Annotated in this window: 21 protein-coding genes and 1 tRNA gene; 15 read left to right on the forward strand and 7 right to left on the reverse strand. The window is 56.5% G+C overall.

Annotated elements, in window-relative coordinates:
• Window positions 1-183: 183 nt before the first annotated feature.
• The gene (locus I9184_RS15910) at window positions 184-477 is read right to left on the reverse strand and encodes a hypothetical protein (RefSeq protein ID WP_171724779.1); all 294 of its coding nucleotides are present in this window, start codon (window positions 475-477) and stop codon (window positions 184-186) included.
• Between the two features lie 311 nt (window positions 478-788).
• Here I9184_RS15910 and I9184_RS15915 point away from each other — a divergent pair, with 311 nt between their 5' ends.
• From I9184_RS15915 to I9184_RS15935, 5 genes are all read left to right on the forward strand, one after another.
• Complete coding sequence (locus tag I9184_RS15915) at window positions 789-2,459, forward strand: hypothetical protein (protein ID WP_209835134.1); 1,671 nt, start codon at window positions 789-791, stop codon at window positions 2,457-2,459.
• A 152-nt stretch (window positions 2,460-2,611) separates the two neighbouring features.
• Window positions 2,612-4,123 carry a hypothetical protein gene (locus I9184_RS15920; RefSeq protein ID WP_209835135.1) on the forward strand — a complete coding sequence of 504 codons (1,512 nt, stop codon included), beginning with the start codon at window positions 2,612-2,614 and terminating at the stop codon, window positions 4,121-4,123.
• Window positions 4,120-6,255, forward strand: a complete 2,136-nt coding sequence (locus tag I9184_RS21135; RefSeq protein WP_209835136.1) for a BadF/BadG/BcrA/BcrD ATPase family protein — start codon at window positions 4,120-4,122, stop codon at window positions 6,253-6,255. Before I9184_RS15920 ends, I9184_RS21135 begins: the two co-directional genes overlap by 4 nt.
• Window positions 6,206-7,396: an acyl-CoA dehydratase activase-related protein gene (locus tag I9184_RS15930; protein WP_209835137.1), complete on the forward strand. Its 1,191-nt coding sequence runs from the start codon at window positions 6,206-6,208 to the stop codon at window positions 7,394-7,396. Before I9184_RS21135 ends, I9184_RS15930 begins: the two co-directional genes overlap by 50 nt.
• 178 nt (window positions 7,397-7,574) lie before the next feature.
• Window positions 7,575-8,876 carry an adenylate/guanylate cyclase domain-containing protein gene (locus tag I9184_RS15935; protein ID WP_171638420.1) on the forward strand — a complete coding sequence of 434 codons (1,302 nt, stop codon included), beginning with the start codon at window positions 7,575-7,577 and terminating at the stop codon, window positions 8,874-8,876.
• Between the two features lie 257 nt (window positions 8,877-9,133).
• Here I9184_RS15935 and I9184_RS15940 read toward each other — a convergent pair whose 3' ends face one another.
• The 3 genes from I9184_RS15940 to I9184_RS15950 all read right to left on the reverse strand — a co-directional run bounded on the left by I9184_RS15940 (window position 9,134) and on the right by I9184_RS15950 (window position 11,535).
• On the reverse strand, window positions 9,134-9,499 hold the full coding sequence (locus I9184_RS15940) for a hypothetical protein (RefSeq protein WP_152459687.1): 366 nt from the start codon (window positions 9,497-9,499) through the stop codon (window positions 9,134-9,136).
• Between the two features lie 111 nt (window positions 9,500-9,610).
• On the reverse strand, window positions 9,611-10,561 hold the full coding sequence (locus I9184_RS15945) for an AraC family transcriptional regulator (RefSeq protein WP_171638422.1): 951 nt from the start codon (window positions 10,559-10,561) through the stop codon (window positions 9,611-9,613).
• 107 nt (window positions 10,562-10,668) lie between these two features.
• Entirely contained in the window at window positions 10,669-11,535 is an 867-nt protein-coding gene (locus tag I9184_RS15950; protein ID WP_171638424.1) for a branched-chain amino acid aminotransferase, read from the reverse strand.
• A 161-nt stretch (window positions 11,536-11,696) separates the two neighbouring features.
• Between I9184_RS15950 and I9184_RS15955 the strand changes: the two genes are divergently transcribed.
• The 6 genes from I9184_RS15955 (at window position 11,697) to dxs (ending at window position 16,953) form a co-directional block, all read left to right on the forward strand.
• A complete protein-coding gene (locus I9184_RS15955; RefSeq protein ID WP_152459690.1) occupies window positions 11,697-12,209 on the forward strand; it encodes a MarR family winged helix-turn-helix transcriptional regulator in 513 nt (170 codons plus the stop codon).
• On the forward strand, window positions 12,206-12,907 hold the full coding sequence (locus I9184_RS15960; protein WP_152459691.1) for a response regulator: 702 nt from the start codon (window positions 12,206-12,208) through the stop codon (window positions 12,905-12,907). The genes I9184_RS15955 and I9184_RS15960 overlap by 4 nt, the downstream gene beginning before the upstream one ends.
• A 68-nt stretch (window positions 12,908-12,975) precedes the next feature.
• Window positions 12,976-13,902: a histone deacetylase family protein gene (locus I9184_RS15965; RefSeq protein ID WP_209835138.1), complete on the forward strand. Its 927-nt coding sequence runs from the start codon at window positions 12,976-12,978 to the stop codon at window positions 13,900-13,902.
• Window positions 13,899-14,141 (forward strand): exodeoxyribonuclease VII small subunit, encoded by a 243-nt coding sequence (locus I9184_RS15970; protein WP_209835139.1) that lies wholly within the window; start codon window positions 13,899-13,901, stop codon window positions 14,139-14,141. The genes I9184_RS15965 and I9184_RS15970 overlap by 4 nt, the downstream gene beginning before the upstream one ends.
• Window positions 14,142-15,008 (forward strand): polyprenyl synthetase family protein, encoded by an 867-nt coding sequence (locus I9184_RS15975; protein ID WP_171724771.1) that lies wholly within the window; start codon window positions 14,142-14,144, stop codon window positions 15,006-15,008. It begins immediately after the preceding gene.
• A gap of 16 nt (window positions 15,009-15,024) precedes the next feature.
• Complete coding sequence (dxs, locus tag I9184_RS15980; RefSeq protein WP_171638434.1) at window positions 15,025-16,953, forward strand: 1-deoxy-D-xylulose-5-phosphate synthase; 1,929 nt, start codon at window positions 15,025-15,027, stop codon at window positions 16,951-16,953.
• A gap of 62 nt (window positions 16,954-17,015) precedes the next feature.
• On the opposite strand, the gene I9184_RS15985 is transcribed toward dxs, so the two are convergent.
• A tRNA-Thr gene (locus tag I9184_RS15985) sits at window positions 17,016-17,091 on the reverse strand.
• A 235-nt stretch (window positions 17,092-17,326) separates the two neighbouring features.
• Between I9184_RS15985 and I9184_RS15990 the strand changes: the two genes are divergently transcribed.
• From I9184_RS15990 to arsB, 4 genes are read left to right on the forward strand one after another with little or no spacing between them, the layout of a single operon-like run.
• Window positions 17,327-18,154: a helix-turn-helix domain-containing protein gene (locus tag I9184_RS15990; RefSeq protein WP_209835140.1), complete on the forward strand. Its 828-nt coding sequence runs from the start codon at window positions 17,327-17,329 to the stop codon at window positions 18,152-18,154.
• Window positions 18,151-19,149: an ArsJ-associated glyceraldehyde-3-phosphate dehydrogenase gene (locus I9184_RS15995; protein ID WP_171724769.1), complete on the forward strand. Its 999-nt coding sequence runs from the start codon at window positions 18,151-18,153 to the stop codon at window positions 19,147-19,149. Before I9184_RS15990 ends, I9184_RS15995 begins: the two co-directional genes overlap by 4 nt.
• Window positions 19,146-20,411, forward strand: coding sequence for an organoarsenical effux MFS transporter ArsJ (arsJ, locus tag I9184_RS16000; RefSeq protein WP_209835141.1), 1,266 nt, complete (start codon window positions 19,146-19,148; stop codon window positions 20,409-20,411). Before I9184_RS15995 ends, arsJ begins: the two co-directional genes overlap by 4 nt.
• Complete coding sequence (gene arsB, locus I9184_RS16005; RefSeq protein ID WP_209835142.1) at window positions 20,408-21,427, forward strand: ACR3 family arsenite efflux transporter; 1,020 nt, start codon at window positions 20,408-20,410, stop codon at window positions 21,425-21,427. Before arsJ ends, arsB begins: the two co-directional genes overlap by 4 nt.
• A 74-nt stretch (window positions 21,428-21,501) precedes the next feature.
• Here arsB and cobO read toward each other — a convergent pair whose 3' ends face one another.
• Both cobO and I9184_RS16015 read right to left on the reverse strand, forming a co-directional pair.
• Window positions 21,502-22,101, reverse strand: coding sequence for a cob(I)yrinic acid a,c-diamide adenosyltransferase (cobO, locus tag I9184_RS16010; protein ID WP_171638445.1), 600 nt, complete (start codon window positions 22,099-22,101; stop codon window positions 21,502-21,504).
• Window positions 22,102-22,157: 56 nt separating this feature from the next.
• On the reverse strand, window positions 22,158-23,093 hold the full coding sequence (locus tag I9184_RS16015; protein ID WP_171638447.1) for a DMT family transporter: 936 nt from the start codon (window positions 23,091-23,093) through the stop codon (window positions 22,158-22,160).
• Window positions 23,094-23,127: the final 34 nt, after the last annotated feature.

A 23,127-nucleotide genomic window follows, 5' to 3' on the forward strand; every position in this document is an offset into this window, starting at 1 on the left:
GCTCGTCAGGCTCATAACCTGAAGGTCGTAGGTTCAAATCCTACTCCCGCAACCAATATTACCTAAATAAAACAGTATGTTACGCACCGCCTCAAGGCGGTGTTGCAATTTGTGCCAACCCCGCTGGAAGCACTGTGGAAGCAACAGGAGCGGAGTCGTCCTGTGGTGAATGTGCAACAAAGGCTAGGCGCCGAGCCAGCGCACGTGTGGTCTACCTTGCTGCACCTCGTTCAGATAGGCAAAAAGGCTGATGGCATCTCCGCCTTTTTCACCCGTCGCGAAGTCTGCCCACAGTCCGCTGTCGAGATTGATCCGAAACGAACCCCGCGACCGATCTGCGCGGGTGGGATTCGGCGCCACCCATTCGCTCCCGATGATCCGGCCATCTGGCAACCATTCGGCCAGTAGAGTTTGCAGATTGATCCGGGCCAGTGCAGCAATGCCCGCAAATTCGATGGGTTTCCAGTTACCAGTCATTTGCAACCACCTCCTGAAGACGCGCGATCTCGAACGCTTCTACATCTCCCATGCGATAGCGGACCAATCGGCGATGGCCGGATGCGGTAAAGGTGTTGAGAACTCTGCCAACACCTCACATGGACTGACCGCAAAATGCCCTGCTCAACTTGGATTTGGTGAAGCGGGTTGCCGGGGCTGAAAATTGCAAAAATTTTCGAAAAACCTTAAACTCAGCAGATTAAGGCCAAAAGCCATTTCCGGTTTCTGACAGCAAAGTCATACGAAAACAGAAAATTCCCGGCTGAATTTTATTTCGTGGAGCCAAAAATATGACTGACAAAATCACCTTTATTGACATGCACACCCACCTGTTCACGGCGCGATATTTACCGTTGCACAGTATCTTCTACTCGTTCACTTCACTGTATTGGTTTTCGCTTGGGTTGGCCTTTCTGGCGGTTCGTTTGACCCGCATGAGTGACTTCAGCAAACTCGCGACGGAAGAACCTGACCAGGACGATTTGATCGACGCGTTGCTCGATCACGATGTGGACCGGCTTATGCGGGCCATTGCACATCCAGTTCGCGAGAAGATCAGAGAGTATCAATCGACACCCAACCCCAGCCACCAAGATTGGAAGGACACAGAGGAGCTGATCCGAGCCCTGAACGATATTGACCGTGATATCAACTATTCAAGGGCGGGTGACCTCCCAATAGGTGTTCAGCTTGTGGGCGGCGACAGAATTTCTGAAAGGTCCGTCTTTGGAGACAGTGGCACGGACCCTGATTTGCTGGACCGTTTTCTGGCCGAGGCCTTCAGGACCGCTGGTCAAAAAGCGGCAGAAAGAGATTTCTTTCATGAAGCTGAACACATGCAGCCGGGTGAGTTGCACAAACCTGGATCTGATGCCGGCTTTCGTGCCGTCCGCATTCCAATCGGTCAAATCGGCATTATCTTTCAGTTTCTTGAATTCTTTGTCATCATGACCTTGTCCGAGCGAAACCGGTTCAAAGCGCTCAAGAGGGATTTCAAGAAGGATGGTCAGCCGAGCGACCCGGAAGCCAGCCTTTTCGTGGGTATCCTGCTGGATATGCGCCGTGCCTTCGACAAGCTCAAGGAATTTTGGATGCCCGGATTCCTACCGCCGTATTTTGACTTCACCGAACAAATGGACCGGATGCAGTCACTCGCAGCTGAGAACCCGAATGAATTGATCAATTTTGGGGCAGTTGACCCGTTTCGAGGCGGGAACTGGAAACAGATTGTCGATTCAGGCGTTGCACTAGGGATAACGGGATACAAAATCTATCCGCCCTTGGGGATCCGGCCGATCGATATGCGCGGCTACCAGACCCCGGTCGCCCCTGGGCGAAGTCTGGACAAGTACAAAGAAAAAGCGCAGAACCCTGCGCCCTACCCGATGGCACAGGCCAAGATGGGTGACATCATTCGCCATTTCTCCAGCCACAACCTGCGTTTGTTTGCCCATTGCAGCCCGATGGGGTTTGAGGTGGAGAAAGGTTACGGCGTCTATTCCGATCCAGAGTTGTGGAAGCACGCGATGGAGACCCACAATGCCCAGGACCTTTGGTTGTTCCTGGCTCATGGTGGTGGCGCAAAAGAAGTAGATTGGATGGGGTGGGCAGCAGAAAACACCGATTTCAAGCAAACATTTGCCTATCGTGCTATTCGCTTGGTTGAGGAATACGACAATGTTTATCTTGGCTTGGGTCATTTTTTGGGAATTCTGGATTCAAAGCTCAAGCCAAAGATATTTCAGCGATTGAAATCAGTACTAGTGGCCAAGAGAACCAAGAACGCACCGCACCATTTCCGGGACAAAGTGTGTTTTGGAACGGATTGGGCGATGCCCCTGATGGTCGGCAGAACCCGTGAATACCTGATCGAATTTGACAAGTTCTTCAGCGATCCACAGATCAGTCCTTGTGCATCTAACTTCTTTGAAGGAAATGCAAAAAAATTCCTGGGTATTTGATGGGTTTTCAGGCTGAAAGTGCCTGACCGGCGTCTAAGAAAACCTGAAATTCCGACGGTTCTGTTTCACACGGACTCCCGATGCAGGGGGCGATCTCTGAATAATATATTGTGCATTGTAAATACATGTTATGTTGGTTGGGGGGTATTTTTATGAGTCGTATTTTGGAAGAGTCCTATAGGGCCTACGAACCTCGTCCTTTTACTGCGGATCAGCGCAAGGATGTCACCCTGTTGTTTGGTGGGGTCACATGGCGCGCCGAAAAACTGCTGGAAGGCCTGTTCAAAAGTGCGGGTTACAATGCGCAGCGCCTGCCTGATGTGACAGTTGAAGACTTGTACCTGGGACGTGAACTGGCGGATGTCGGACAGTGCTGCCCCACCGCCTTCACAACGGGCAACTTGTCGAGTTTCCTCAGAAACGAAGCCGAGGCTATCGGCGCTGACGAAGTGGCCGAAAAATATGTTTATGTGACCGCAGGGGCCTGCGGAGCCTGCCGTTTCGGTCAATATCACCAAAGCTATGAGCTTGCGCTGAAGAACCAGGGGCTCGAGGCGTTCAGGATGTTTCTGGTTCAACAGCATGAAATCGATCAGTCGAAAGGCAAAGACGCCGGTTTGCAGACTGACATTCACCTGCTGCTGAGCACGGCCTTGGGCATGATGGCTGCGGATGCCATTCAGGATCTGGAATACCAGCTGCGACCCTATGAGCTAGAGCAAGGCGCGACCAACCGGGCGGCGCAGAAGGCGGTTTCCGAGATATACGACGCCATGCTGAGCAGGCCGAAGCAAATGCCGAAATGGGGATCGGTCCTGTGGCATTCGACGACCCGACGCTTTCTTAAGGCCATGAGGCGTGCGCGCGGCCATTTTGAAGACATCCAGCTTGATCGATTGAGGGTCAAGCCCATGGTCAAGATCACCGGCGAGTTCTATCTGGCCACCGCCGAAGGGGTGCAGAACTACAATATGCACAAATGGCTTGAAGGCGAAGGCGCCGAAGTTCAGCCGGCGCCGATGGTCGTATGGTTCGATTACCTGATGCGGTATGGCGGGCAAAAGCTCAAGCTGGGCTTCGGGATTAAAGACAAAGCGCGTCAGAACTATGTTCTGTTGAAACTTGGGCAGCGCTTTTTCAGGTTCAAATACGATCAGATGCGCCGGATGCTTGGGGGCGTTCCCCGTCCGATGCCCGATCAGGACAAGCTGCGGAAACTGGCGGCTCCTTTTTTTGACAACATGATCAACGGGGGTGAGGGTGATTTGCTGATCGCCAAGGCGATCTGGGCGCATACCCAGCGAAAAGCACATATGATTTGCGAGCTGTCGCCCTATGGCTGCCTTCCCAACACAATGAGCATCGGCGCAATGGCGGCCGTACAGGGCCGGTATCCGGACATGCTCTATGCCCCAATCGAGGTAAAAGGGGACAGCGACGTACACGCTTTGTCGCGGTGCCAGATGGTGCTGGCAGACGCCAAGATCCGCGCGCAGGAGGAATTTGAATCTGCTCTTGCCGCCGCCGGGTTGACTGCGGACGAGGCCAGAAAGCGCGCCAAAGAGCATCCCAAGGTCAACACGCCATTTTGGAAAGTTCCCCATCGCGGCGCCGTGGGTACGGCATCCAATGTCGTGCTTGAGTTGGGAAATACCACGTTGTGAAATTCGCTGGGGTAGATATTGGATCGACAACTGTAAAAGGCGTCGTGGTGGAAGATGGCGAAGTCATCTGGAAAGCCTATGGTCGTCACAAAACACGCCAGGCCGAGAAAACCCTTGAACTGCTGTCGCAGATGGAGTTGGAGGCCGGCCTGACCGCCGGTCGCGATGTTGTCACGTTTACAGGATCCGGGGCAGGGACACTGGCAGATCATGTGAACGCGCGGCAAATCCAGGAGGTTGTCGCCGTCGCCGCCGCCGTCGAAGCGTTGCATCCGGATGTGCATTTCGTGTCTGAAATTGGCGGTGAAGACATGAAGACGTTGTTCTTCACGCCAACTACCGCAGGCAAGGCCAAGCAGGTCTATATGCAATCAGCGTGCAGCGGCGGTACGGGCACCTTTATCGAAAAGTCCGCACGAAAACTGAACATCTCCCCGGACGAGCTGACCACTCTGCCATTCGATGGACAAACCCTTCATCGGATCAGCGCCAAATGTGGGATCTTTGCAGAGACGGACGCAAACAGTCTGGTCAAGGCCGGAGTTCCCAAGACCGAAATCATCGCAAGCTTGTTTGACGCAGTCGTGCGGCAGAACCTGGCGACTTTGACAAAAGGCAACACCCCCACACCATCAGTGCTTTTGCTGGGTGGGCCGAACATGTTCTTTCAAGGTCTTCAGCAGGCTTGGGCAAGCCATTTGGCCGCGCTCTGGGACGAGCGCAATGTCGTATTGGAAGCAGGACAGAGCGTCACCGATGCAATCCTGGTTCCCGGCGATGCCTTGTACTATGCAAGCCTTGGTTGCGTCGAGATATCTCGTCGGGAACAAAATGTATCCCGGGCCTATTCCGGCACGGATGGCCTGAAATGGTGGGTGGAAACAGGCCAACACGGTGAAAAGGCCAAGACCGGGCAAGAGGCCTTGGCCCGGAACGGTGAACTCGTCCGGTTCCTGGAGGATTTTACGCAACCAGTGATCCAGATGCCCCAGCCCGTTGTGGCCGAGACATATTATGTCGGGTGCGATTTCGGCAGCACTACGGTCAAGGCGGTGGCGTTGGACTGCGACGCTGAAATTAAGGCTTCGGTTTATCAGCATAGTCAGGGAAACCCGATCGAAGACGCCAAGTCCGTTTTCCGCAAGTTGCGCGATGCAGGGATCGAGGATATCGGCGCTCTTGGCCTGACGGGGTACGGGAAAGATCTGCTGAAGAATATTTTGGGGGCGGACGTGCCAGTGGTTGAGACGGTCGCACATGCGGCTGCTGCCATGCACATACATCCCGACGCAGACGCGATATGCGACGTCGGTGGGACCGATGTCAAAATCATGCTGTTGCGGCAGAAAGCGGTCGTCGATTTTCGGCTCAATTCCCAATGTTCTTCCGGCAATGGGGCGTTTCTTCAAGGCGTTGCCGAACGCTATGATGTCCGGCTTGAGGATTACGCCGAAAAAGCCTTCAGCGCCAAGCGGATGCCGAAACTCATGATGGGGTGCGGCGTGTTCCTTCAGTCCGACATCGTGAACCAGCAACGCAAAGGGTGGGCGGCAGAAGAAATCATGGCAAGCCTTGCTGCGGTCCTGCCCCTGAATGTTTGGGTCTATGCCGGGCAGTTTCAGAACCTCAAGGCCATCGGCAGGAAGTTTGTTCTGCAAGGTGGAACACATCGAAACCTGGCCGTCGTCAAAGCCCAGATCGATTTCATCAGGGGTAAAATTCCCGACGCGGAAATTACCGTGCACCCTCATGCTGGCGAGGCTGGCGCTTTGGGCGCCGCCCTTCTGGCGCTCGAACATGTGAACACCGGGCAAACGTCCCGCTTCGTCGGGCACGACCGCATCGAAGAGTTGGAATATGTCAGTACAACCAACAGCAAAACCACCTGCAAGTGGTGTGCGATGAACTGTAGCCGGGCCTTTGTGGATGTTCAGATCCCCGGCGGTCGTGGCCGGGCAAACAGCAAGGTTCCTCTGGCGGAAGGGTGGGAGCGGGTGATTACCGGCAATTCTTGCTCGAAAGGGTTGATTGAAGACGCAGCCGAGATGAAAGCGCGAAAAAAGCAAATCGACGAGGAAGCGAATGCCAATCCAAATATTGCAGAAAGCGTTCGCGAAGGCGCCTTTCGCTAAGTCCAAACCACCCAAGCGGGATGTTCGGATCGGCATCCCTCGGGTCCTGAACCAGTGGTCGACGCACAGGTTTTGGACGACATTGTTCGTTGAACTGGGAATCAATCGCCGCAATATCGTCTATTCGTCGGACACATCAGAAGCACAACAGCTGAAATTCGGAAAAGGGCGTGGTGCTGTTGATTGCTGTTACCCCGTCAAGTGCATGTCCGGCCATTATGGTGAATTGCTGGACGGGCAAAAGCGCCCCATTGATATCCTGTTCGTTCCCATAATCCTGACTGTCCCATCCTTTTTGCGGGGTCATGTTCGGGAAAACATGGCCTGCCCGCGCGTTATTGCCGGCCCCGAAAGTACACGAGCCGGATTTCGGCGGGAAAAGGACGTGTTCAAGGAAGTGGGCGTACATTATCTTTCGCCCGCCGTATCCTTGGCAGACCCACAAATTGCGACCCGGCAGCTGTACGATGCCCTGAAGGGCGTAATCACCGACTTGCGCTTGGCTGAACTGCGCGCTGCGGTTTCCAAAGCTTATGACGCCCTTCAAGAGTTTGATCAGAGTCTGCGGCGGCAAAGTCTGGCGGTACTGTCCGAGTGCGCCACACAACATCGGCCTTGCATCCTGGCCTTGGGCCGCCCCTACCACATGGACACCGGAATTGGCCACGCCATTGAAAGTGAGTTGCAGGCCTTTGGTTATCCGATCCTCTGGGGTCAGTACCTGCCATTGGACGCAGAGATACTGGATTGGTTATACGGCGATCTGATCAAAGCTGGCCGAATTCAAAGCCCTTTTGACATTTCGGATATTTGGAAAACGTCTCACAGTGCAAACACCAACGAACTTCTCTGGGCTGCACGCTATGGATCTATTATGCCGTGGATAACCTGTTCAATCCGGTTTTCAAGCTATGAATGCGGAATGGACCAGCCGACTTATTCACCAGTCCAGGAAATTACCGAAGCGCTTGGAACGCTTTTCTTTGTGTTTCAGGATCTCGATGAGACGAAACCTGCCGGCTCTGTCCGAATTCGCGTGGAAACCATTGCTTACTATCTGGAACAGAAATCGCCGAATATCATTCAGAGCAAACTGGAGGCCCTGAAAACAGCACCACCTGAATTGTTGTTGCCAACTTGATCCAACGGCCGATTTTCAGGGCAGTACGGCACCCGTTTGCGGGCGCGAGGCCAAAAGCGGTTCAGGCTGTGTTGGCGTCGCGACGCGAAATTGACTTCTGAACAAACAACCTGGGGCTTATCGACTAAGAAAGGGATTTGAGGGATATTTTGCATAGAGCTGGCGCGGGGGCGATGCTTTGCTGAAACACATTGTGGACTCTGAAAATCCGATCGACGATGGAAAAATAAGACGAAAAATGCAAGTTGTTAACGTTGCAGCCTTTATTGCGTCGCTTGGGTTCGGTTTCACAGCTTTCTACCAGTTCCAACTTGGACCAGACTGGAGATATCTCGCATGGGTAAACTTTGGTCTTGGCTTCGCGGCACTTTTGACGATGACGTTGGATCGCTTCGGCCTTGAGGTCAAAGTCGCTTATTTTACAGTGTGGTTATTCCTGTTTCTGGCCCATGACATCAGCGTCGGCAAAAACGGTGAAGATCATCTGGTCTTGCTGGTCGGCCCGCCCTTGCTTTTTTATTTTCTAGGGGCCGCATATTGGCGCTGGATCACTTTGATAACGATCCTCAGCGCAGCTTTGTTTATTTACATATCGCTTGTCGTTCCTTTGCATATACCGCCCGGCGAAACGATTTGGGATATTATTGCGCAGTCATATCGGGACGGATTTGTAAGGCAGCCTCAGGATGTTATTTTCATTGTATTGATTTTGGGAATCGTCTCGGCGCTTTTTTTCACCTCCTACTCTGCAAATGCCGCAATAGATCGATACGAAGATGCTTTGGAAAGGGAATTTGCTGTTTCCGAGCGGCTGATAAATGTTCTTTTGCCTTCGCGCATTGCAAGGCGCATCAAAGCGCACCCGGACAGGTTAATCGCTGAAAGAATTGATGACGCCACAATTCTGTTTTCTGATTTGTCTGGATTTTCTGAATTCGCGGCCGCCAATGGGGCAAGGGCGACGGTCAAATTGCTGGGCTCCGTGTTCTCAGCATTCGATGAACTGGTTTTGAGCTACAAGCTGGAGAAAATCAAAACCATCGGTGACAGTTACATGGTTGCAGGTGGTTTGGACCCCTCGGTCAAAGAGAGACAACCGGATTCTGTTCGCATGGCGGCGTTGGCGATTGATATGATTGCGACGGTCGAGCAGGTGACAGACAAACTGCATCCAAAGGTGTCCCTGCGGGTCGGAATTCACAAAGGCCCGGTAATCGCAGGTGTAATCGGCGGCGACAAACCGTTTTTTGACGTTTGGGGTGATACAGTCAACATCGCCTCAAGAATGGAAAGCACCGGAGAACCCGGGCGCGTTCAAATCTCACCCGAAGTAAGAGACGAGATAGCCGAATATGTGGATTGCGAGAGACGAGAGGTTATCAATATCAAGGGAAATGGCGAAATCCAACCGTATTGGCTGCTGAAGGTCCACGACAAACCTGCAACGTCACACTCGTCCGAGCGGCTCATCAAAGGCTGAAAACCTTATCTTCTCGGTGAAACGTGCCAATGTCAGTGCGGGTTCAATCAGTGACTGGAATGGGGCGAACCTGGGTCAGTTGAAACAACAGATCACGCGGAGGCAGCTGCGAGCCGCAGCCGGATGGCCTGTTGTGACAGTGAGAGCATTCCTTTGAAGCCCGGCCGCTTTTTCAAAAACGAGCCGCCGGATGAAAACCCCGGCGGCTCGGACCTTGGCGCTTTACGGTGAAACTGGGACAACCGTGGTCAGCGGTTTTATGCGGCAACTTCCTGCTCGGGCGCGCTGAGCGAGATGACAAGCACCACGGCCGCGCCGTTCAGCCAATAAAACACCGCATCCAGTCCTGAGAACCCCAGGACGCTGGGTGCAAACAGGAATGTGATGCCGACAATCAAGTCTACGGCCAGATGGAACTTGTAGGGAAGGACCCGCCAAATCCCAAGGTGGTGATCCGTCAGTACCGTCAGAACAAACGCAGCAACACCGGTGACAACCGACAGCCACAGGGCCAGGGGGTTGGATTGGCCCAATCCCAACAGGAACGGCAACGTCATGAGGGCAATGGCGACGGGGTAGTCGAGGTAAGCATGGACAGAGCGGGTAACGAAACGCAGGGACATCAGATCTTCCTTTTCTCAATCAATGATAAAGGGAAGGTAGGACGCCCAAGCCGAACGCTGAATTCCTGATAGTCTCTAATACCATGCAGATCGTTCAAAAAACCTGGGGGATCAATGCATCGCCCGGTACGCAGCCGGTGACAGCCCAACCTGTTTCTTGAACACGCGTGAGAAAGCCGCCTCGGAGGCATACCCGACCTCGGCCGCTGCATCTGCAACGTTCCATCTTGCCTCGGTCAGGCCGTGGCACGCGATTTGCATCCGCCAATCCGTGAGGTACTGCATCGGCGTAGTGTCCATCTTTTCAGCAAAACGCTGAGCAAAGGCAGTGCGCGACATACCCGCCACACGTGCCAAAGACGCGACGCTCCAGTCCTTGGCCGGGGCCTGGTGGAACGCGGTCAAGGCCCGCGAGATGCGCTGATCAGCAAATCCTGCCAATGCGGAATCCTGCGGGCTCTGACGCTCCAGATAGGCCCGGATCGCCTGTGCGAACAGGGCCTCGGACAGTTTCAGCGCGATCAGGTCGCCACCGATTTTTGCGCCTGAAACCTCAGAGCCGATCATGCGCAGGGTGGCTTCCATCCACGATCCGGCCTCTTCGCCATAATTCTCGATCAGGATATAGGGCGGCAGGCGGTCGATCAGCATATGCCCGGTGCCGTTTCGGCCGGCCGGGCCGGAAAAAGAGAAATGACCGCAGATCAGCTGTGTATCCCGTTCCTCGTCATCACCGCCATAGACCAGCACGCCTTCGCCCGAGTAGCCCGCGCGCTCCAGCACCTGCTCCAGAGGCAATGCGTCCAACGGCTTGACCTCGGCGCAGAGCAATGCGTGTGGCGCCCCGTGGGGGATCAGGATCAGGTCCCCCTGCCTCAACCGCAGCGTTTCGCCCGTGGTCGAGACATGAACCTTCAGCTCACCACGCTGCACAAAATGAAACCGCGCCACGTTTTCGAACCCCGGCACCTGAATTCCGAAGGGCGGAGTGAATGACGTGCGGAAGTAAAACGTGCCGCGCAAGGAAAGGCGGGTGAGAATATCGCTGAGAAGGTCCAACATGTGCCGAAGATACGCAATCTGTGCAATCCGTCCAGATGGCCGAACGGTTTGCACAAAAAATTGCACGTTTGGCAATAAAAAGCCCCCGACAAAGCGGGGGCAATGTCTTACGAGCGAACCAGTTTCTCGTAATCTTCGGCGATTTGGCGGGTCAGGTCGCCGACCTCGAATGTATATTCGCCGATCTGTCCGACAGGCGTGACCTCGGCCGCGGTGCCGGTCAGCCAGCACTGTTCGAAGTCAGCCATTTCTTCGGGCTTGATGCGGCGCTCATGCACGGTGATGCCCTTGTCTTTCAACATCTGGATCACCGTCTGGCGGGTGATGCCGTTCAGGAAGCAGTCTGCCAGCGGGGTGTGCACCTCGCCATCCTTGACGAAAAACACGTTTGCGCCGGTGGCCTCGGCGACATAACCGCGCCAGTCCATGAACAATGCGTCCGAGCATCCTTTGGCCTCGGCCTTGTGCTTGGATATGGTGCAAATCATGTAAAGACCCGCCGCCTTGGCATGGACCGGGATGGTTTCCGGGCTGGGGCGTTTCCATTCGGCGATGTCCAGCTTGGCGCCCTGCAACTTGGCATCGCCGTAATAGGCGCCCCAAGGCCAGACTGCGATGGCCATGCGCACCGGATTGCGCGCCGAGGCCACGCCCATATCCTCGCCCGAGCCACGCCAGACCAACGCCCGCACATATGCGTCCTGCAAACCGCTGGCTTTCAGCGCTTCTTCCTTCGCAGCTTCGATTTCATCAACCGAATAAGGCATCGGCATGTCCAGCGCTTCGGCCGAGGCGATCAGACGCTGGGAATGTTCGCGGCTTTTGAAGATCTTACCGTTGTATGCGCGCTCGCCTTCGAATACCGATGACGCATAGTGCATTGCGTGGGTCAGAATGTGCACATTGGCCTCACGCCAGGGCACCAGCTTGCCATCCATCCAAATGGTGCCATCACGATCATCATACCCCGCCATGCGAAACCTCCTGAACCGGGTTGAGTTTTCGATTGTTGCGCGATTTAGGTCCGGTGCGGACATAATATTGCGCAAAAACTGCAATTCGATACCGCTCTACTCTTGGAATGTCAATAACGCTGACATAAACTCGGCCCCGGTAGTAACGAATGAGGCATGATATGTCCGACATCCGTCCGGCCCCGCGTTATGGGGGCGAGAGCCTTTTGTTTTTAACCGATGAGCAATTGAGGCAGGGGATCGAGGCCATGTTCTTCGCCTATCGCGGCTTTACGGCTGATCCCGATCGCATCCTCGCAGAGATGGCCTATGGCCGCGCCCACCACCGGGCAATCCACTTCATCAACCGCGCGCCGGGCACGACGGTCAACAATTTGTTGGCCATCCTTGGCGTGACAAAACAGTCTCTGAACAGGGTTTTGCGAACCTTGATCGAGGATGGTTTGGTGGAAAGCCGCGTGGGTACAGTGGACAAACGCGAACGCCACCTATTTCTGACAGAAAAGGGGCAGTCGCTGGAAACCACGTTGTCGGATGCTCAGCGGGCAAGAATGCGCGCCGCCTACAAGGATGCCGGTCCCGAAGCCGTGGCCGGATTCCGCAAAGTGCTTGAAGCAATGATGGATGCTGATATGCGTCATGCCTATACGAAACTTCGGGATACGACCACATGAGCGATATGGATGCCCATCTGCTGATTGTTGACGACGACGAGCGCATTCGTGATCTGCTCAAGAAGTTTTTGATGCGAAACGGGTTTCTGGTTACTGCGGCACGGGATGCGGCCCACGCGCGGCGCGTATTGTCGGGGTTGGATTTCGACATGATCGTCATGGACGTGATGATGCCGGGCGAGGATGGTGTCAGTCTGACCCGCGCTTTGCGGGAAACGCATACGACACCGATCCTGCTGCTGACAGCAAAGGGCGAGACGGAACACCGGATCGCGGGCCTCGAGGCCGGGGCGGATGATTACCTGGCAAAACCGTTCGAGCCGAAAGAGCTGCTGTTGCGGATCAATGCGATCCTGCGCCGGATGCCGGAAACGCCGGCAGAAGAAACCACGGCGAAGATCCTGAACCTCGGGCCCATCCGCTATGACATTGAACGCGGTGAGATGTGGCAGGGCGAAGACCCGGTCCGTCTGACCGCAACCGAAAGCCAGTTGATGAAGATATTCTCGGCCCAGCCCGGAGAGCCCATCAGCCGCGCCAAGCTGGTCGAGGATCTGGGCCGCGACAAGGGTCAGGCGCAGGAGCGCGCGGTGGATGTGCAAATCACGCGCCTTCGACGCAAAATCGAACAGGACCCCAAGCAGCCACGCTATTTGCAGACTGTGCGGGGCGCGGGGTATATGCTTGCGCCGGATTGAGATGCCGCTGCGCGGCGTTTTTTGGCCTTCGGCGAGGATATTTGTAGCCAGATGAAGATGGGATCCCAATGACAACCGCCCTTTTGACCCACGCCGATTGTCTGGGCCATGTGACACCTGACGGGCACCCGGAACGGGTGGCGCGGCTGGAGCATATATTGCATGCATTGGAAGCGCTGGAGCTGAAGCGGGTGACGGCTCCGCTGGCTGCGGATGACGATCTTCTGCGCATTCACCCCGAGAGCTATATCCGCGACATTCGGGCCGCGCGCCCTGCGGACGGGTTCGCACAGATCGACGGGGATACGTTCCTGTCTCCGGGATCGGTGGACGCAGCATACCGCGCGGCGGGTGCGGCGGTGCGGGCCGTTGATCTGGTTTTGGGCGGTGAAGCATCGAACGCGTTCTGTGCCATTCGCCCGCCGGGGCACCATGCGGAAACCGAAACGGCCATGGGCTTCTGCCTGATTGGAAATGCAGCATTGGCGGCGAAACATGCGCTGGACCATCACGGCTTGAATCGTGTGGCGGTGGTCGACTTTGACGTGCATCACGGCAATGGAACCCAGGACCTGTTGTGGGATGAAGCGCGGGCATTGGTGATAACCAGCCAGCAGATGCCTTTGTGGCCCGGATCGGGCCGGCCCGAGGAAACGGGTGTTCATGATACGGTTCTCAACATCCCTCTGGCGCCCGGCAGTGGCGGCGTCGAGATGCGTGCCGCCTATGAAACGAAGGCCTTTCCGCGCTTGCGGGCCTTCAGGCCGGAACTGATCATCATTTCCGCCGGGTTCGACGCCCATCAGGACGACCCGCTGGCCAATCTGAACTGGGCCACTGATGACTTCGCCTGGATCACCGCAGAGCTGTGCAGGATTGCCGACGAGGTTTGCGACGGTCGTATCGTCTCGACTCTGGAAGGCGGGTATGATCTGAACGCACTGGCCCAGGCCACACGCGCCCATGTGGAAGAATTGATAAAGGCAGCCCGATGACCCAGACTCTCGTAGACCAGATGACATTCGAACAGGCGATGAAAGAGCTTGAAGCCGTAGTCGGCCAGCTGGAACGTGGCGATGTCGCGCTGGATCAATCAATTGCGCTGTACGAACGCGGCGCGGCGCTGAAAAAGCGGTGCGAGGAGGAGTTGAAGCGCGCGGAAGAAAAAGTCGCAGCGATCACTCTGGACGCCAGTGGTCAGCCGACCGGTACGACGCCTGTCGAAGGTATGTGAATGTTCCCCGAAAGACTTGCGCAGGATGCTGCCAGCATTCAAAGCCATTTTGATCTGGTTTTGGGCGCGTTTGCAGACGTGGATGTAACCCGGGCCATGGCATATGCCACCCGAGGCGGAAAGCGGCTGCGCGGGTTTCTAGCATTGGAAAGTGCCCGACTGCACGGTGTTGAAGAAGACCGGGCGATCTGGCCGGCCACGGCCATAGAGGCGCTGCACGCTTATTCCCTGGTGCATGACGACCTGCCCTGCATGGATGACGATGACCTGCGCCGCGGGCGGCCCACCGTTCACGTAGAGTGGGATGAGGGCACGGCTGTTCTGGCCGGGGATGCCCTTCAGACGCTTGCTTTCGAACTTTGCACCTGTTCTCAGGTTGGGTCCGCAGACATTCGCGCGGACCTAGCCCTGACCCTGGCCAAAGCCAGCGGCGCACAAGGTATGGTGCTGGGACAGGCGCTGGACATTGCGGCGGAAACGGCCGCCAATCCGCTGACGCTGGACGAAATCACGCGTCTTCAGGCCGGCAAGACGGGCGCCCTGATCGAGTGGTCTGCCTGCGTTGGCGCCGTTATGGCCCGATCCGATCCTGACCCGTTGCGCCGATATGCCCGGGCAATGGGTCTTGCTTTTCAGATCGCAGATGACATCCTTGATATCGAAGGCGATGCCCAAAAGGCGGGCAAGCGATTGCAAAAGGATACCGAGGCAGGGAAAGCCACTTTTGTTTCGCTTTTGGGTCTGCCTGCTGCCAAAGCCCGCGCAAGTGAACTTGTGGATCAGGCCTGCGCCGCTTTGGACGGGTTTGGTCCGAGGGCGGAAACCTTGAAGGAAGCCGCCCGCTTCGTTATTGCCCGGGACAGCTAAGCCAGGAACGCGACACATGTCTGACCGCCCCAATACGCCCTTGCTGGATCTTGTGAACCGCCCAGCGGATCTCAAGCAGTTCTCGGACGCGCAGCTGCACCAAGTCGCACAGGAGTTGCGGGCCGAAACAATTTCGGCGGTTGCCGTGACCGGCGGGCATTTGGGGGCCGGCTTGGGTGTCGTTGAACTGACCACCGCGTTGCACGCTGTGTTTGATACGCCCCGAGACAAGATCATCTGGGATGTGGGTCATCAGTGTTATCCGCACAAAATCCTGACCGAACGACGTGATCGCATCCGCACATTGCGCATGAAGGATGGCCTCAGCGGTTTCACCAAGCGCAGCGAAAGCCCCTATGATCCATTTGGCGCTGCGCATTCCAGCACGTCGATCAGCGCTGCTTTGGGTTTTGCTGTCGCACGGGATCTGGGTGGTGTCACGCCCGAAGGGCTGGGCGACGCAATTGCGGTGATCGGCGATGGTTCGATGTCTGCGGGCATGGCCTTTGAGGCGATGAACAATGCGGGCCACCTGAAAAAGCGTCTGATCGTCATTCTGAACGACAACGAGATGAGCATCGCGCCGCCAGTTGGTGCGTTGTCCAGCTATTTATCGCGTATCTATTCCGAAGAACCGTTTCACGATCTGAAAGCTGCTGCAAAAGGCGCTGTCTCATTGCTGCCCGAGCCATTCCGGGAGGGTGCCAAGCGCGCCAAGGAGATGCTGAAAGGCATGGCGGTGGGCGGCACGCTGTTCGAAGAGCTTGGGTTTTCCTATCTCGGCCCGATAGATGGCCATGACATGGACCAGCTGCTGCCTGTTCTGCGCACGGTCAAAGCACGGGCAACCGGGCCGATTCTGATCCATGTATTGACGAAAAAAGGCAAGGGGTATGCCCCCGCCGAACAGGCCCGCGACAAAGGCCATGCCACGGCCAAGTTCGATGTGGTTACTGGGGAGCAAAAGAAGGCACCTTCAAACGCGCCCTCTTATACGTCTGTATTCGGCAAGGCGCTGGTGGATGAGGCCGCGCGTGACGACAAGATCGTTGCCGTGACTGCTGCGATGCCCGACGGAACTGGCCTCAACCTGTTCGCCGAGCGCTATCCGTCACGTTGCTTTGATGTGGCGATTGCCGAACAGCACGGCGTGACGTTTTCGGCTGCGCTTGCCGCAGGAGGAATGAAGCCGTTTTGCGCAATGTATTCGACCTTTCTGCAGCGTGGTTACGACCAGGTGGTACATGACGTGGCGATTCAGCGCCTGCCCGTACGTTTTGCAATCGACCGGGCAGGTTTGGTCGGGGCTGACGGCGCCACCCATGCGGGGTCGTTCGACATTGCCTATTTGGCCAACCTGCCCGGTATGGTCGTCATGGCTGCCGCAGACGAGGCCGAGCTGATGCATATGGTGGCGACCGCCGCCGCGCATGACGAAGGCCCCATTGCGTTCCGCTATCCGCGCGGCGAAGGTGTCGGGGTGGACTTGCCCGAACGCGGCGAGGTTCTGGAGATCGGCAAGGGCCGCGTTATCCGGGAAGGTGCGCGGGTGGCTTTGCTTTCATTCGGTACACGTCTGGCAGAGGTTCAGAAGGCGGCGGAATCCCTTTCAGCCAAAGGCATAACGCCCACGATTGCCGATGCTCGTTTTGCCAAACCTCTTGACCGTGACCTGATCCTGGATCTGGTATCCCGCCACGAGGCGTTGATCACCATAGAAGAAGGGGCCGTTGGCGGTTTTGGCAGCCATGTCGCTCAACTTTTGGCAGATGAAGGTGTATTTGATCGGGGGTTGAAATACCGTTCGATGGTTTTGCCGGATATTTTCATCGATCAAGCCAGCCCCGCGGACATGTATGCGGTGGCCGGCATGAATGCCGAGCATATCGAAGCGAAAGTTCTGGACGTTCTGGGTGTTGCCTCGATCGGAGAGAAACGCGCTTAGCGCGCCAGTCGGCAGGGCAGCGGAGGTTGCGAGGGCCGAATTCCGTTTGACCTGGATATATCTGGTGCCGCTGAAGGGACTCGAACCCCCGACCCCATCATTACGAATGACGTGCTCTACCAGCTGAGCTACAGCGGCACCTTAGGTCATATGGAACTGATTATGACCGGATGCGAAGCTTCGTTTAAACCGTCAGTCTGGCGCCTGCAAGCCCGGTCGTAACCGTTTTGACGTTGCTCAGCACGGCTGGGCCTCGAGTTGTGAACCGAAAGCCTGCGGCCAGTCTTTCAAATTGGCGCTCTGATCCGTGAATTTTTTGTGACGATGCGGAATAAAATTGACCCATCTTCTTTATTTTAATAATTCATGAAATATGATAGAAAAGATAATCGATCAGTTTACCATCCTTGGCCACCCGCAGCGCATCACCGTGTTTCGCATGTTGATGCGACGGTTTCCTGACAGGGTTCCCGCGGGCGAGCTGGCAGCGGAGCTGGATATCAAACCCAGTACCATGTCGAACTACCTGAATGCTTTGCAGCGGTCGGGATTGGTGAAACAGGAACGATCCGGGACGTCTCTGCTCTATTCGATTGAAATGAAAACTGTGCAGCAGATGCTGGATTTCCTGATCGTGGATTGCTGCCGTGGCCGTCCGGATATCTGCATGCCCTTTCCCAAAGACACCGCGACGAACCGAAAGGTCAATGTGCTGTTCATTTGTTCCGGCAACTCGGCCCGTTCGATTTTTGCCGAATCCTTGCTGCGACAGATCGGCGGCGACCGGTTCAACGTCTATTCGGCCGGGACGCGGCCCAGTTCAGAACTCAATCCCTTTGCGGTGCAGATTCTGCACGACAAGGGGCTCGATATCTCGGGCCTGCGGCCGAAGAATCTGTCCGAGTTTTCGGCGCCGGACGCGCCCGTCATGGATTTTGTCTTTACTGTCTGCAATCAGGCCGCCAACGAGGAATGCCCGGCTTGGGAGGGTCAACCGATAAGTGGCCATTGGGGCGTGGAAGATCCGGTCAAGGCCGAAGGTACCGACGCCGAGAAAAGCCTGGCCTTTCAAACCGCCTATGGTGCACTGAAGCGCCGGATTCAGGCCTTTTCGTCATTGCCGGTCGAAAGCCTTGACCGGATCGCATTGCAATCCGCCGTCGATGAAATCGGGCGTACGCCTACCGAGGAAACGAAATGACCACCTACGCACTGAACGGCCTTGGCCGTATGGGAAAACTGGCCCTGAAGCCCTTGCTTGAAAAAGGCGCAAAGATAGCCTGGATCAACGATGCCGTCGGTGATCCCGAGATGCACGCGCATCTGCTGGAGTTCGACACCGTGCATGGGCGCTGGGAGGCGGAATTCGACCATGATGCAGACAGCATCACGGTCAACGGTACCCGCCTGCCGTTCGTTGGCACAAAAGACCTGAGCGCGTTGCCGCTGGACGGTGTTGACGTGGTGATCGACTGCACCGGCGTGTTCAAGACCGAAGCGAAGCTGGCACCGTATTTTGACGCTGGGGTGAAGAAGGTTGTTGTCTCTGCTCCGGTCAAGGACGGGCCGACGGCCAATATCGTCATGGGTGTGAATGACGGAACCTACGACCCCGCGGCGCACAGGATCGTGACGGCGGCCTCGTGCACGACAAACTGTCTTGCGCCTGTCGTGAAGGTCGTTCACGAAAACCTGGGCATCCGCCATGGATCAATGACGACGATTCACGACGTAACCAACACGCAGACAATTGTGGATCGGCCTGCCAAGGATCTCAGGCGCGCTCGCTCTGCCCTGAACTCTTTGATCCCGACCACGACCGGGTCGGCCACGGCCATCACTCTGATCTATCCGGAACTCAAAGGTCGTCTGAACGGCCATGCGGTTCGGGTGCCGTTGCTGAACGCCTCGTTGACCGATTGCGTGTTCGAGGTTGAGCGTGAAACCACGGTTGAAGAGGTCAACGCCTTCTTCAAAACCGCTGCCGAAGGCGAACTGAAGGGCATTCTGGGCTATGAGACGCGCCCGCTGGTGTCCACCGATTACACCAATGACGAACGCTCTTCGATCATCGATGCGCCCTCGACCATGGTTGTGAACGGGACGCAGGTGAAAATCTATGCGTGGTACGACAACGAGATGGGTTATGCGCATCGGCTGGTGGATGTCGCGCTGATGGTCGGGGCATCATTGTGACGCAACGCCCCGAAGGACTGTCGGCTTATATCGCGGTCACGGCTGCCTATTGGGCCTTCATGCTGACCGACGGGGCGCTCAGGATGTTGGTGCTGTTGCACTTTCACACCCTGGGCTTTTCACCGGTGCAGCTTGCCTATCTGTTTGTGCTTTATGAAATCGCCGGGATTGTCACCAACCTGTCCGCCGGTTGGATCGCCGCACGGTTCGGGTTGACCTCGACCCTCTATGCTGGGCTGGGGGTGCAGATCGTCGCGTTGCTCGCCATGACGCAGCTTAACCCGAACTGGACCGTCGCGGCTTCGGTCACTTTTGTCATGATCGTGCAAGGGGCCAGTGGAGTAGCCAAGGATCTGGCCAAGATGTCTTCGAAATCGGCGGTCAAATTGCTGGCTCCTTCCGAAGGAGGCGCGTTGTTTCGATGGGTTGCGGTTCTGACGGGTTCGAAAAACGCGGTCAAAGGGCTGGGATTCCTGTTGGGTGCCGCCATGCTTGCAACACTGGGCTTCCTTCCGGCAGTGCTTGCCATGGCCGCCGTTCTGGCGGTGATCCTGGTCGCGGTGATGCTGTTCATGCCAGCGGGCCTGCCGAAGGGGCGCAAGGGCGCAAAGTTCTCTGAGGTTTTTTCAAAATCCGCAAATGTGAACTGGTTGTCCGCGGCGCGTGTCTTCCTGTTCGGCGCGCGGGACGTCTGGTTCGTGGTCGGCATCCCGATCTATTTCTATGCTGTTCTTTCAGATGGCACCGAACAGGGCAATCGGGCCGCGTTCTTCATGATCGGAACATTCATGGCGGTGTGGATCATCCTCTATGGCGCCGTGCAGGCCAACGCGCCAAGGATTCTTCGTGCGTCAGATCGAACCGAAGGTGATCTGATCCGTGCCGCACGCAGCTGGGCGGCGATCCTGTTCTGCGTTCCTGCGGCTCTGACACTGGCAGTTTTGCTGTCAAATGGGTCCGAGACCTGGCTGACCCTGACACTGGTCGTCGGGCTTTTGGTCTTTGGTGCGATCTTCGCGGTCAATTCATCGCTGCATTCCTATCTGATTCTTGCCTTCACCCGGTCCGAGCGTGTGACGATGGATGTCGGCTTTTACTACATGGCAAATGCGACGGGGCGGTTGGCCGGCACCGTCTTGTCTGGCCTGACCTATCAGGTCGGAGGGCTGCCCATGGTGCTGGGCACGGCGGCCGTGATGGTCGGGCTTGCCGCGCTGACCTCTGGCAAACTTACGGATCAAACGACTGAGGCGCTGTCATGAGCATTTTTGAACGGTATCTCACGATCTGGGTTGCACTTGCGATGATCGGTGGCGTCCTGATCGGGCTGGCCGCGCCGGGGCTGGTGCACCTGGTGGCAAACGCCGAAATCGCCAGCGTCAATCTGGTGGTGGCGGTGCTGATCTGGGCAATGGTTTACCCTATGATGGTCAACGTCGATTTCGGCGCAGTCGCCGGAGTCGCCCGCCAGCCACGTGGTCTGATTGTGACGCTGGTGGTGAACTGGCTGATAAAGCCTTTCACCATGGCACTGCTGGCCGTCCTGTTTTTCGACTATGTCTTCGCACCCTGGATCGCGCCCGAAGATGCCGCGCAATACACTGCCGGTCTGATCCTGCTGGGGGCCGCCCCTTGCACCGCCATGGTGTTTGTGTGGTCGCAGCTTACCAGAGGCGACGCGACTTACACGCTGGTTCAGGTCTCGGTCAATGATCTGATCATGGTCGTGGCATTTGCGCCGATCGTGGCCTTTTTGCTGGATGTCACCGACATCGAAGTGCCGTGGCAGACTTTGGTTTTGGCCACGGTCCTTTATGTGGTGCTGCCGCTTGCCGCCGGGTTGATCACCCGCCGCAGATTAGGCTCTAAACAAGCGATAGAAGCCTTTTCTTCGCGGGTGAAACTGTGGTCCGTCATGGGATTGATTGCAACCGTGGTCATCTTGTTCGGCCTGCAAGGTCAGACCATTCTGGCGAAACCTACGGTCATCGTTCTGATCGCCGTTCCCATTCTGATCCAAAGCTATGGGATTTTTGCCATTGCCTATGGCGCCGCTTATGCGCTGAAGGTTCCCCACCGGATCGCAGCGCCCTGTGCCATGATCGGGACATCGAACTTTTTTGAACTGGCCGTTGCCGTCGCAATCAGCTTGTTCGGTCTTCATTCCGGCGCGGCACTGGCGACGGTCGTGGGGGTCCTGGTCGAAGTACCGGTGATGCTGTCGCTTGTGGCTTTCGCCAACCGAACACGCCAGCGTTTCCCGGAACCTGCGACATGACAGAATCGGTCAACGCAGCAGGGCGATAATCGGAACTGGCGGCTATGCACCGCCAGCCTTGCAGCAACGTTGCTTCAGAAATCCACGCCGCGCTGTGCTTTGATGCCCGCTTGGAACGGGTGTTTCTCCTCGGTCATTTCCGTGACCAGATCAGCATAGTCACGCAGCGCGTTCGGCGCGTCACGACCAGTCAGGAATACGCTGGTCTTTTCCGAACGCGTGTTCAAACCTTCGATGACCTGTTCGACCGACAGGTATTCGTAACGCAGGGCGATGTTGATCTCGTCCAGCACAACCAGATCGTATTCGCCGCTGGACATCAGGGCGCGGGCCTTGTCAAAGGCGGCATTGGCAGCTGCAATATCGCGTTCCCGGTCCTGTGTGTCCCAGGTAAAACCTTCGCCCATCGTATGCCATGTCACCAGATCGCGCTCTTCGAAGAAACGGCGCTCGCCGGTTTTCCACTTGCCCTTGATGAACTGCACCACAGCAACCTTCTGGCCCCAGCCCAAGGCACGAATGACCACGCCGAACGCGGCCGAGGACTTGCCTTTGCCCTTGCCGGTATTGATCAGGACCAGACCGCGGCCTGGATCCACGGCCTCGGACACTTTCTTGCGGTGCTGGGCCTGCACCTTCTGCATCTTTTCCTTGTGATCCTGCGCGTCGCTCATTTGGGAACCTCTTTGACTGTTCGGCCCAACCTAGGGGAAGATTGCAAAAGGTAAAGTCATGCTTTGGGGTCTGTAACCGACCGGACCTTGCCGCGCTCCAGCCCCAACTGGTGTTCGCGCCAGATGACGACAACATTGCCTGCAATCACCAGCGCGGCCCCGATCAGGATTGCAATCGTTGGCAGTTCGTCGAACCAGACATAGCCGATCACGATCGCAAAAAGCATGGTTGCATAGTCATAAGGCGCCAGCATCGAGGCCTGGCCAAACCGATAGGAAGATGTGACCAAAATCTGCGCGACGCCGCCGATCAGGCCCATCATGACCATGATCAGAGCCTGATTCCAGGTGGGCATCGTCCATCCCCAGAACGCTGTCAGAGCGGACAGGAGCGTCGCGGTCATCGAGAAATAGAACACGATGGCCGCAGGGTGATCGACCTTGACCAATTGCCGGATATGGATCTGAACGAAGGCACGGGCGAGGGTTGCGCCCAACACGCATAACGCGCCGATGGTGGCGGCGAGTTCCATCTTGGTGGTGCCAATACGTGGCCATATCATGATCAGGACACCCAGCAGACCCAAAGCCACAGCGCCGATACGGATAAGCCGAATCCGTTCGCCCAGCATGACGGCGGCCAGAATCAGGGTGAAGATCGGTGTCGCATAGCCGATGGCAGTAACTTCCGGCAGGGGCAACAGGCTGAGGCCGGTAAAGGTAAGACCCATGGCGCTTGTCCCCAGAACACCGCGCCAGAAATGGCCCATGGGTTTCTTGACCACAAAGCCTTTCGACAACTCCCCCCGCGCGATGAGCCAAAGAATGATCACGGGGATTGCGAACAGGGACCGGAAAAACACCAATTGGCCCGGCGGGAATTCATCTGAAAGTGCTTTGACCAGCGCGGACATCGACGTGAACAGGAACAAGGCGCACAGCTTCAGCGTTACGGCAAGCAGAGGTCGATGCGAAGTTAAGGGTTTTGTCATCGGCGCGAACCTGCGTCTTTGACGGGCAAAGATC

Origin of the sequence: Ruegeria sp. HKCCE3926, assembly GCF_017872515.1 — a bacterium.
Taxonomy (GTDB): Bacteria; Pseudomonadota; Alphaproteobacteria; order Rhodobacterales; family Rhodobacteraceae; genus Ruegeria.

Excerpts from the sequence above, each read along its gene's own strand:
- I9184_RS15910 (WP_171724779.1), bottom strand. The coding sequence starts at position 477 with ATGACTGGTAACTGGAAACCCATCGAATTTGCGGGCATTGCTGCACTG.
- I9184_RS15915 (WP_209835134.1), top strand. The coding sequence starts at position 789 with ATGACTGACAAAATCACCTTTATTGACATGCACACCCACCTGTTCACG.
- I9184_RS15920 (WP_209835135.1), top strand. The coding sequence starts at position 2,612 with ATGAGTCGTATTTTGGAAGAGTCCTATAGGGCCTACGAACCTCGTCCT.
- I9184_RS15930 (WP_209835137.1), top strand. The coding sequence starts at position 6,206 with ATGCCAATCCAAATATTGCAGAAAGCGTTCGCGAAGGCGCCTTTCGCT.
- I9184_RS15940 (WP_152459687.1), bottom strand. The coding sequence starts at position 9,499 with ATGTCCCTGCGTTTCGTTACCCGCTCTGTCCATGCTTACCTCGACTAC.
- I9184_RS15945 (WP_171638422.1), bottom strand. The coding sequence starts at position 10,561 with ATGTTGGACCTTCTCAGCGATATTCTCACCCGCCTTTCCTTGCGCGGC.
- I9184_RS15950 (WP_171638424.1), bottom strand. The coding sequence starts at position 11,535 with ATGGCGGGGTATGATGATCGTGATGGCACCATTTGGATGGATGGCAAG.
- I9184_RS15955 (WP_152459690.1), top strand. The coding sequence starts at position 11,697 with ATGTCCGACATCCGTCCGGCCCCGCGTTATGGGGGCGAGAGCCTTTTG.
- I9184_RS15960 (WP_152459691.1), top strand. The coding sequence starts at position 12,206 with ATGAGCGATATGGATGCCCATCTGCTGATTGTTGACGACGACGAGCGC.
- I9184_RS15965 (WP_209835138.1), top strand. The coding sequence starts at position 12,976 with ATGACAACCGCCCTTTTGACCCACGCCGATTGTCTGGGCCATGTGACA.
- I9184_RS15970 (WP_209835139.1), top strand. The coding sequence starts at position 13,899 with ATGACCCAGACTCTCGTAGACCAGATGACATTCGAACAGGCGATGAAA.
- I9184_RS15975 (WP_171724771.1), top strand. The coding sequence starts at position 14,142 with ATGTTCCCCGAAAGACTTGCGCAGGATGCTGCCAGCATTCAAAGCCAT.
- dxs (WP_171638434.1), top strand. The coding sequence starts at position 15,025 with ATGTCTGACCGCCCCAATACGCCCTTGCTGGATCTTGTGAACCGCCCA.
- I9184_RS15990 (WP_209835140.1), top strand. The coding sequence starts at position 17,327 with ATGATAGAAAAGATAATCGATCAGTTTACCATCCTTGGCCACCCGCAG.
- I9184_RS15995 (WP_171724769.1), top strand. The coding sequence starts at position 18,151 with ATGACCACCTACGCACTGAACGGCCTTGGCCGTATGGGAAAACTGGCC.
- arsB (WP_209835142.1), top strand. The coding sequence starts at position 20,408 with ATGAGCATTTTTGAACGGTATCTCACGATCTGGGTTGCACTTGCGATG.
- cobO (WP_171638445.1), bottom strand. The coding sequence starts at position 22,101 with ATGAGCGACGCGCAGGATCACAAGGAAAAGATGCAGAAGGTGCAGGCC.
- I9184_RS16015 (WP_171638447.1), bottom strand. The coding sequence starts at position 23,093 with ATGACAAAACCCTTAACTTCGCATCGACCTCTGCTTGCCGTAACGCTG.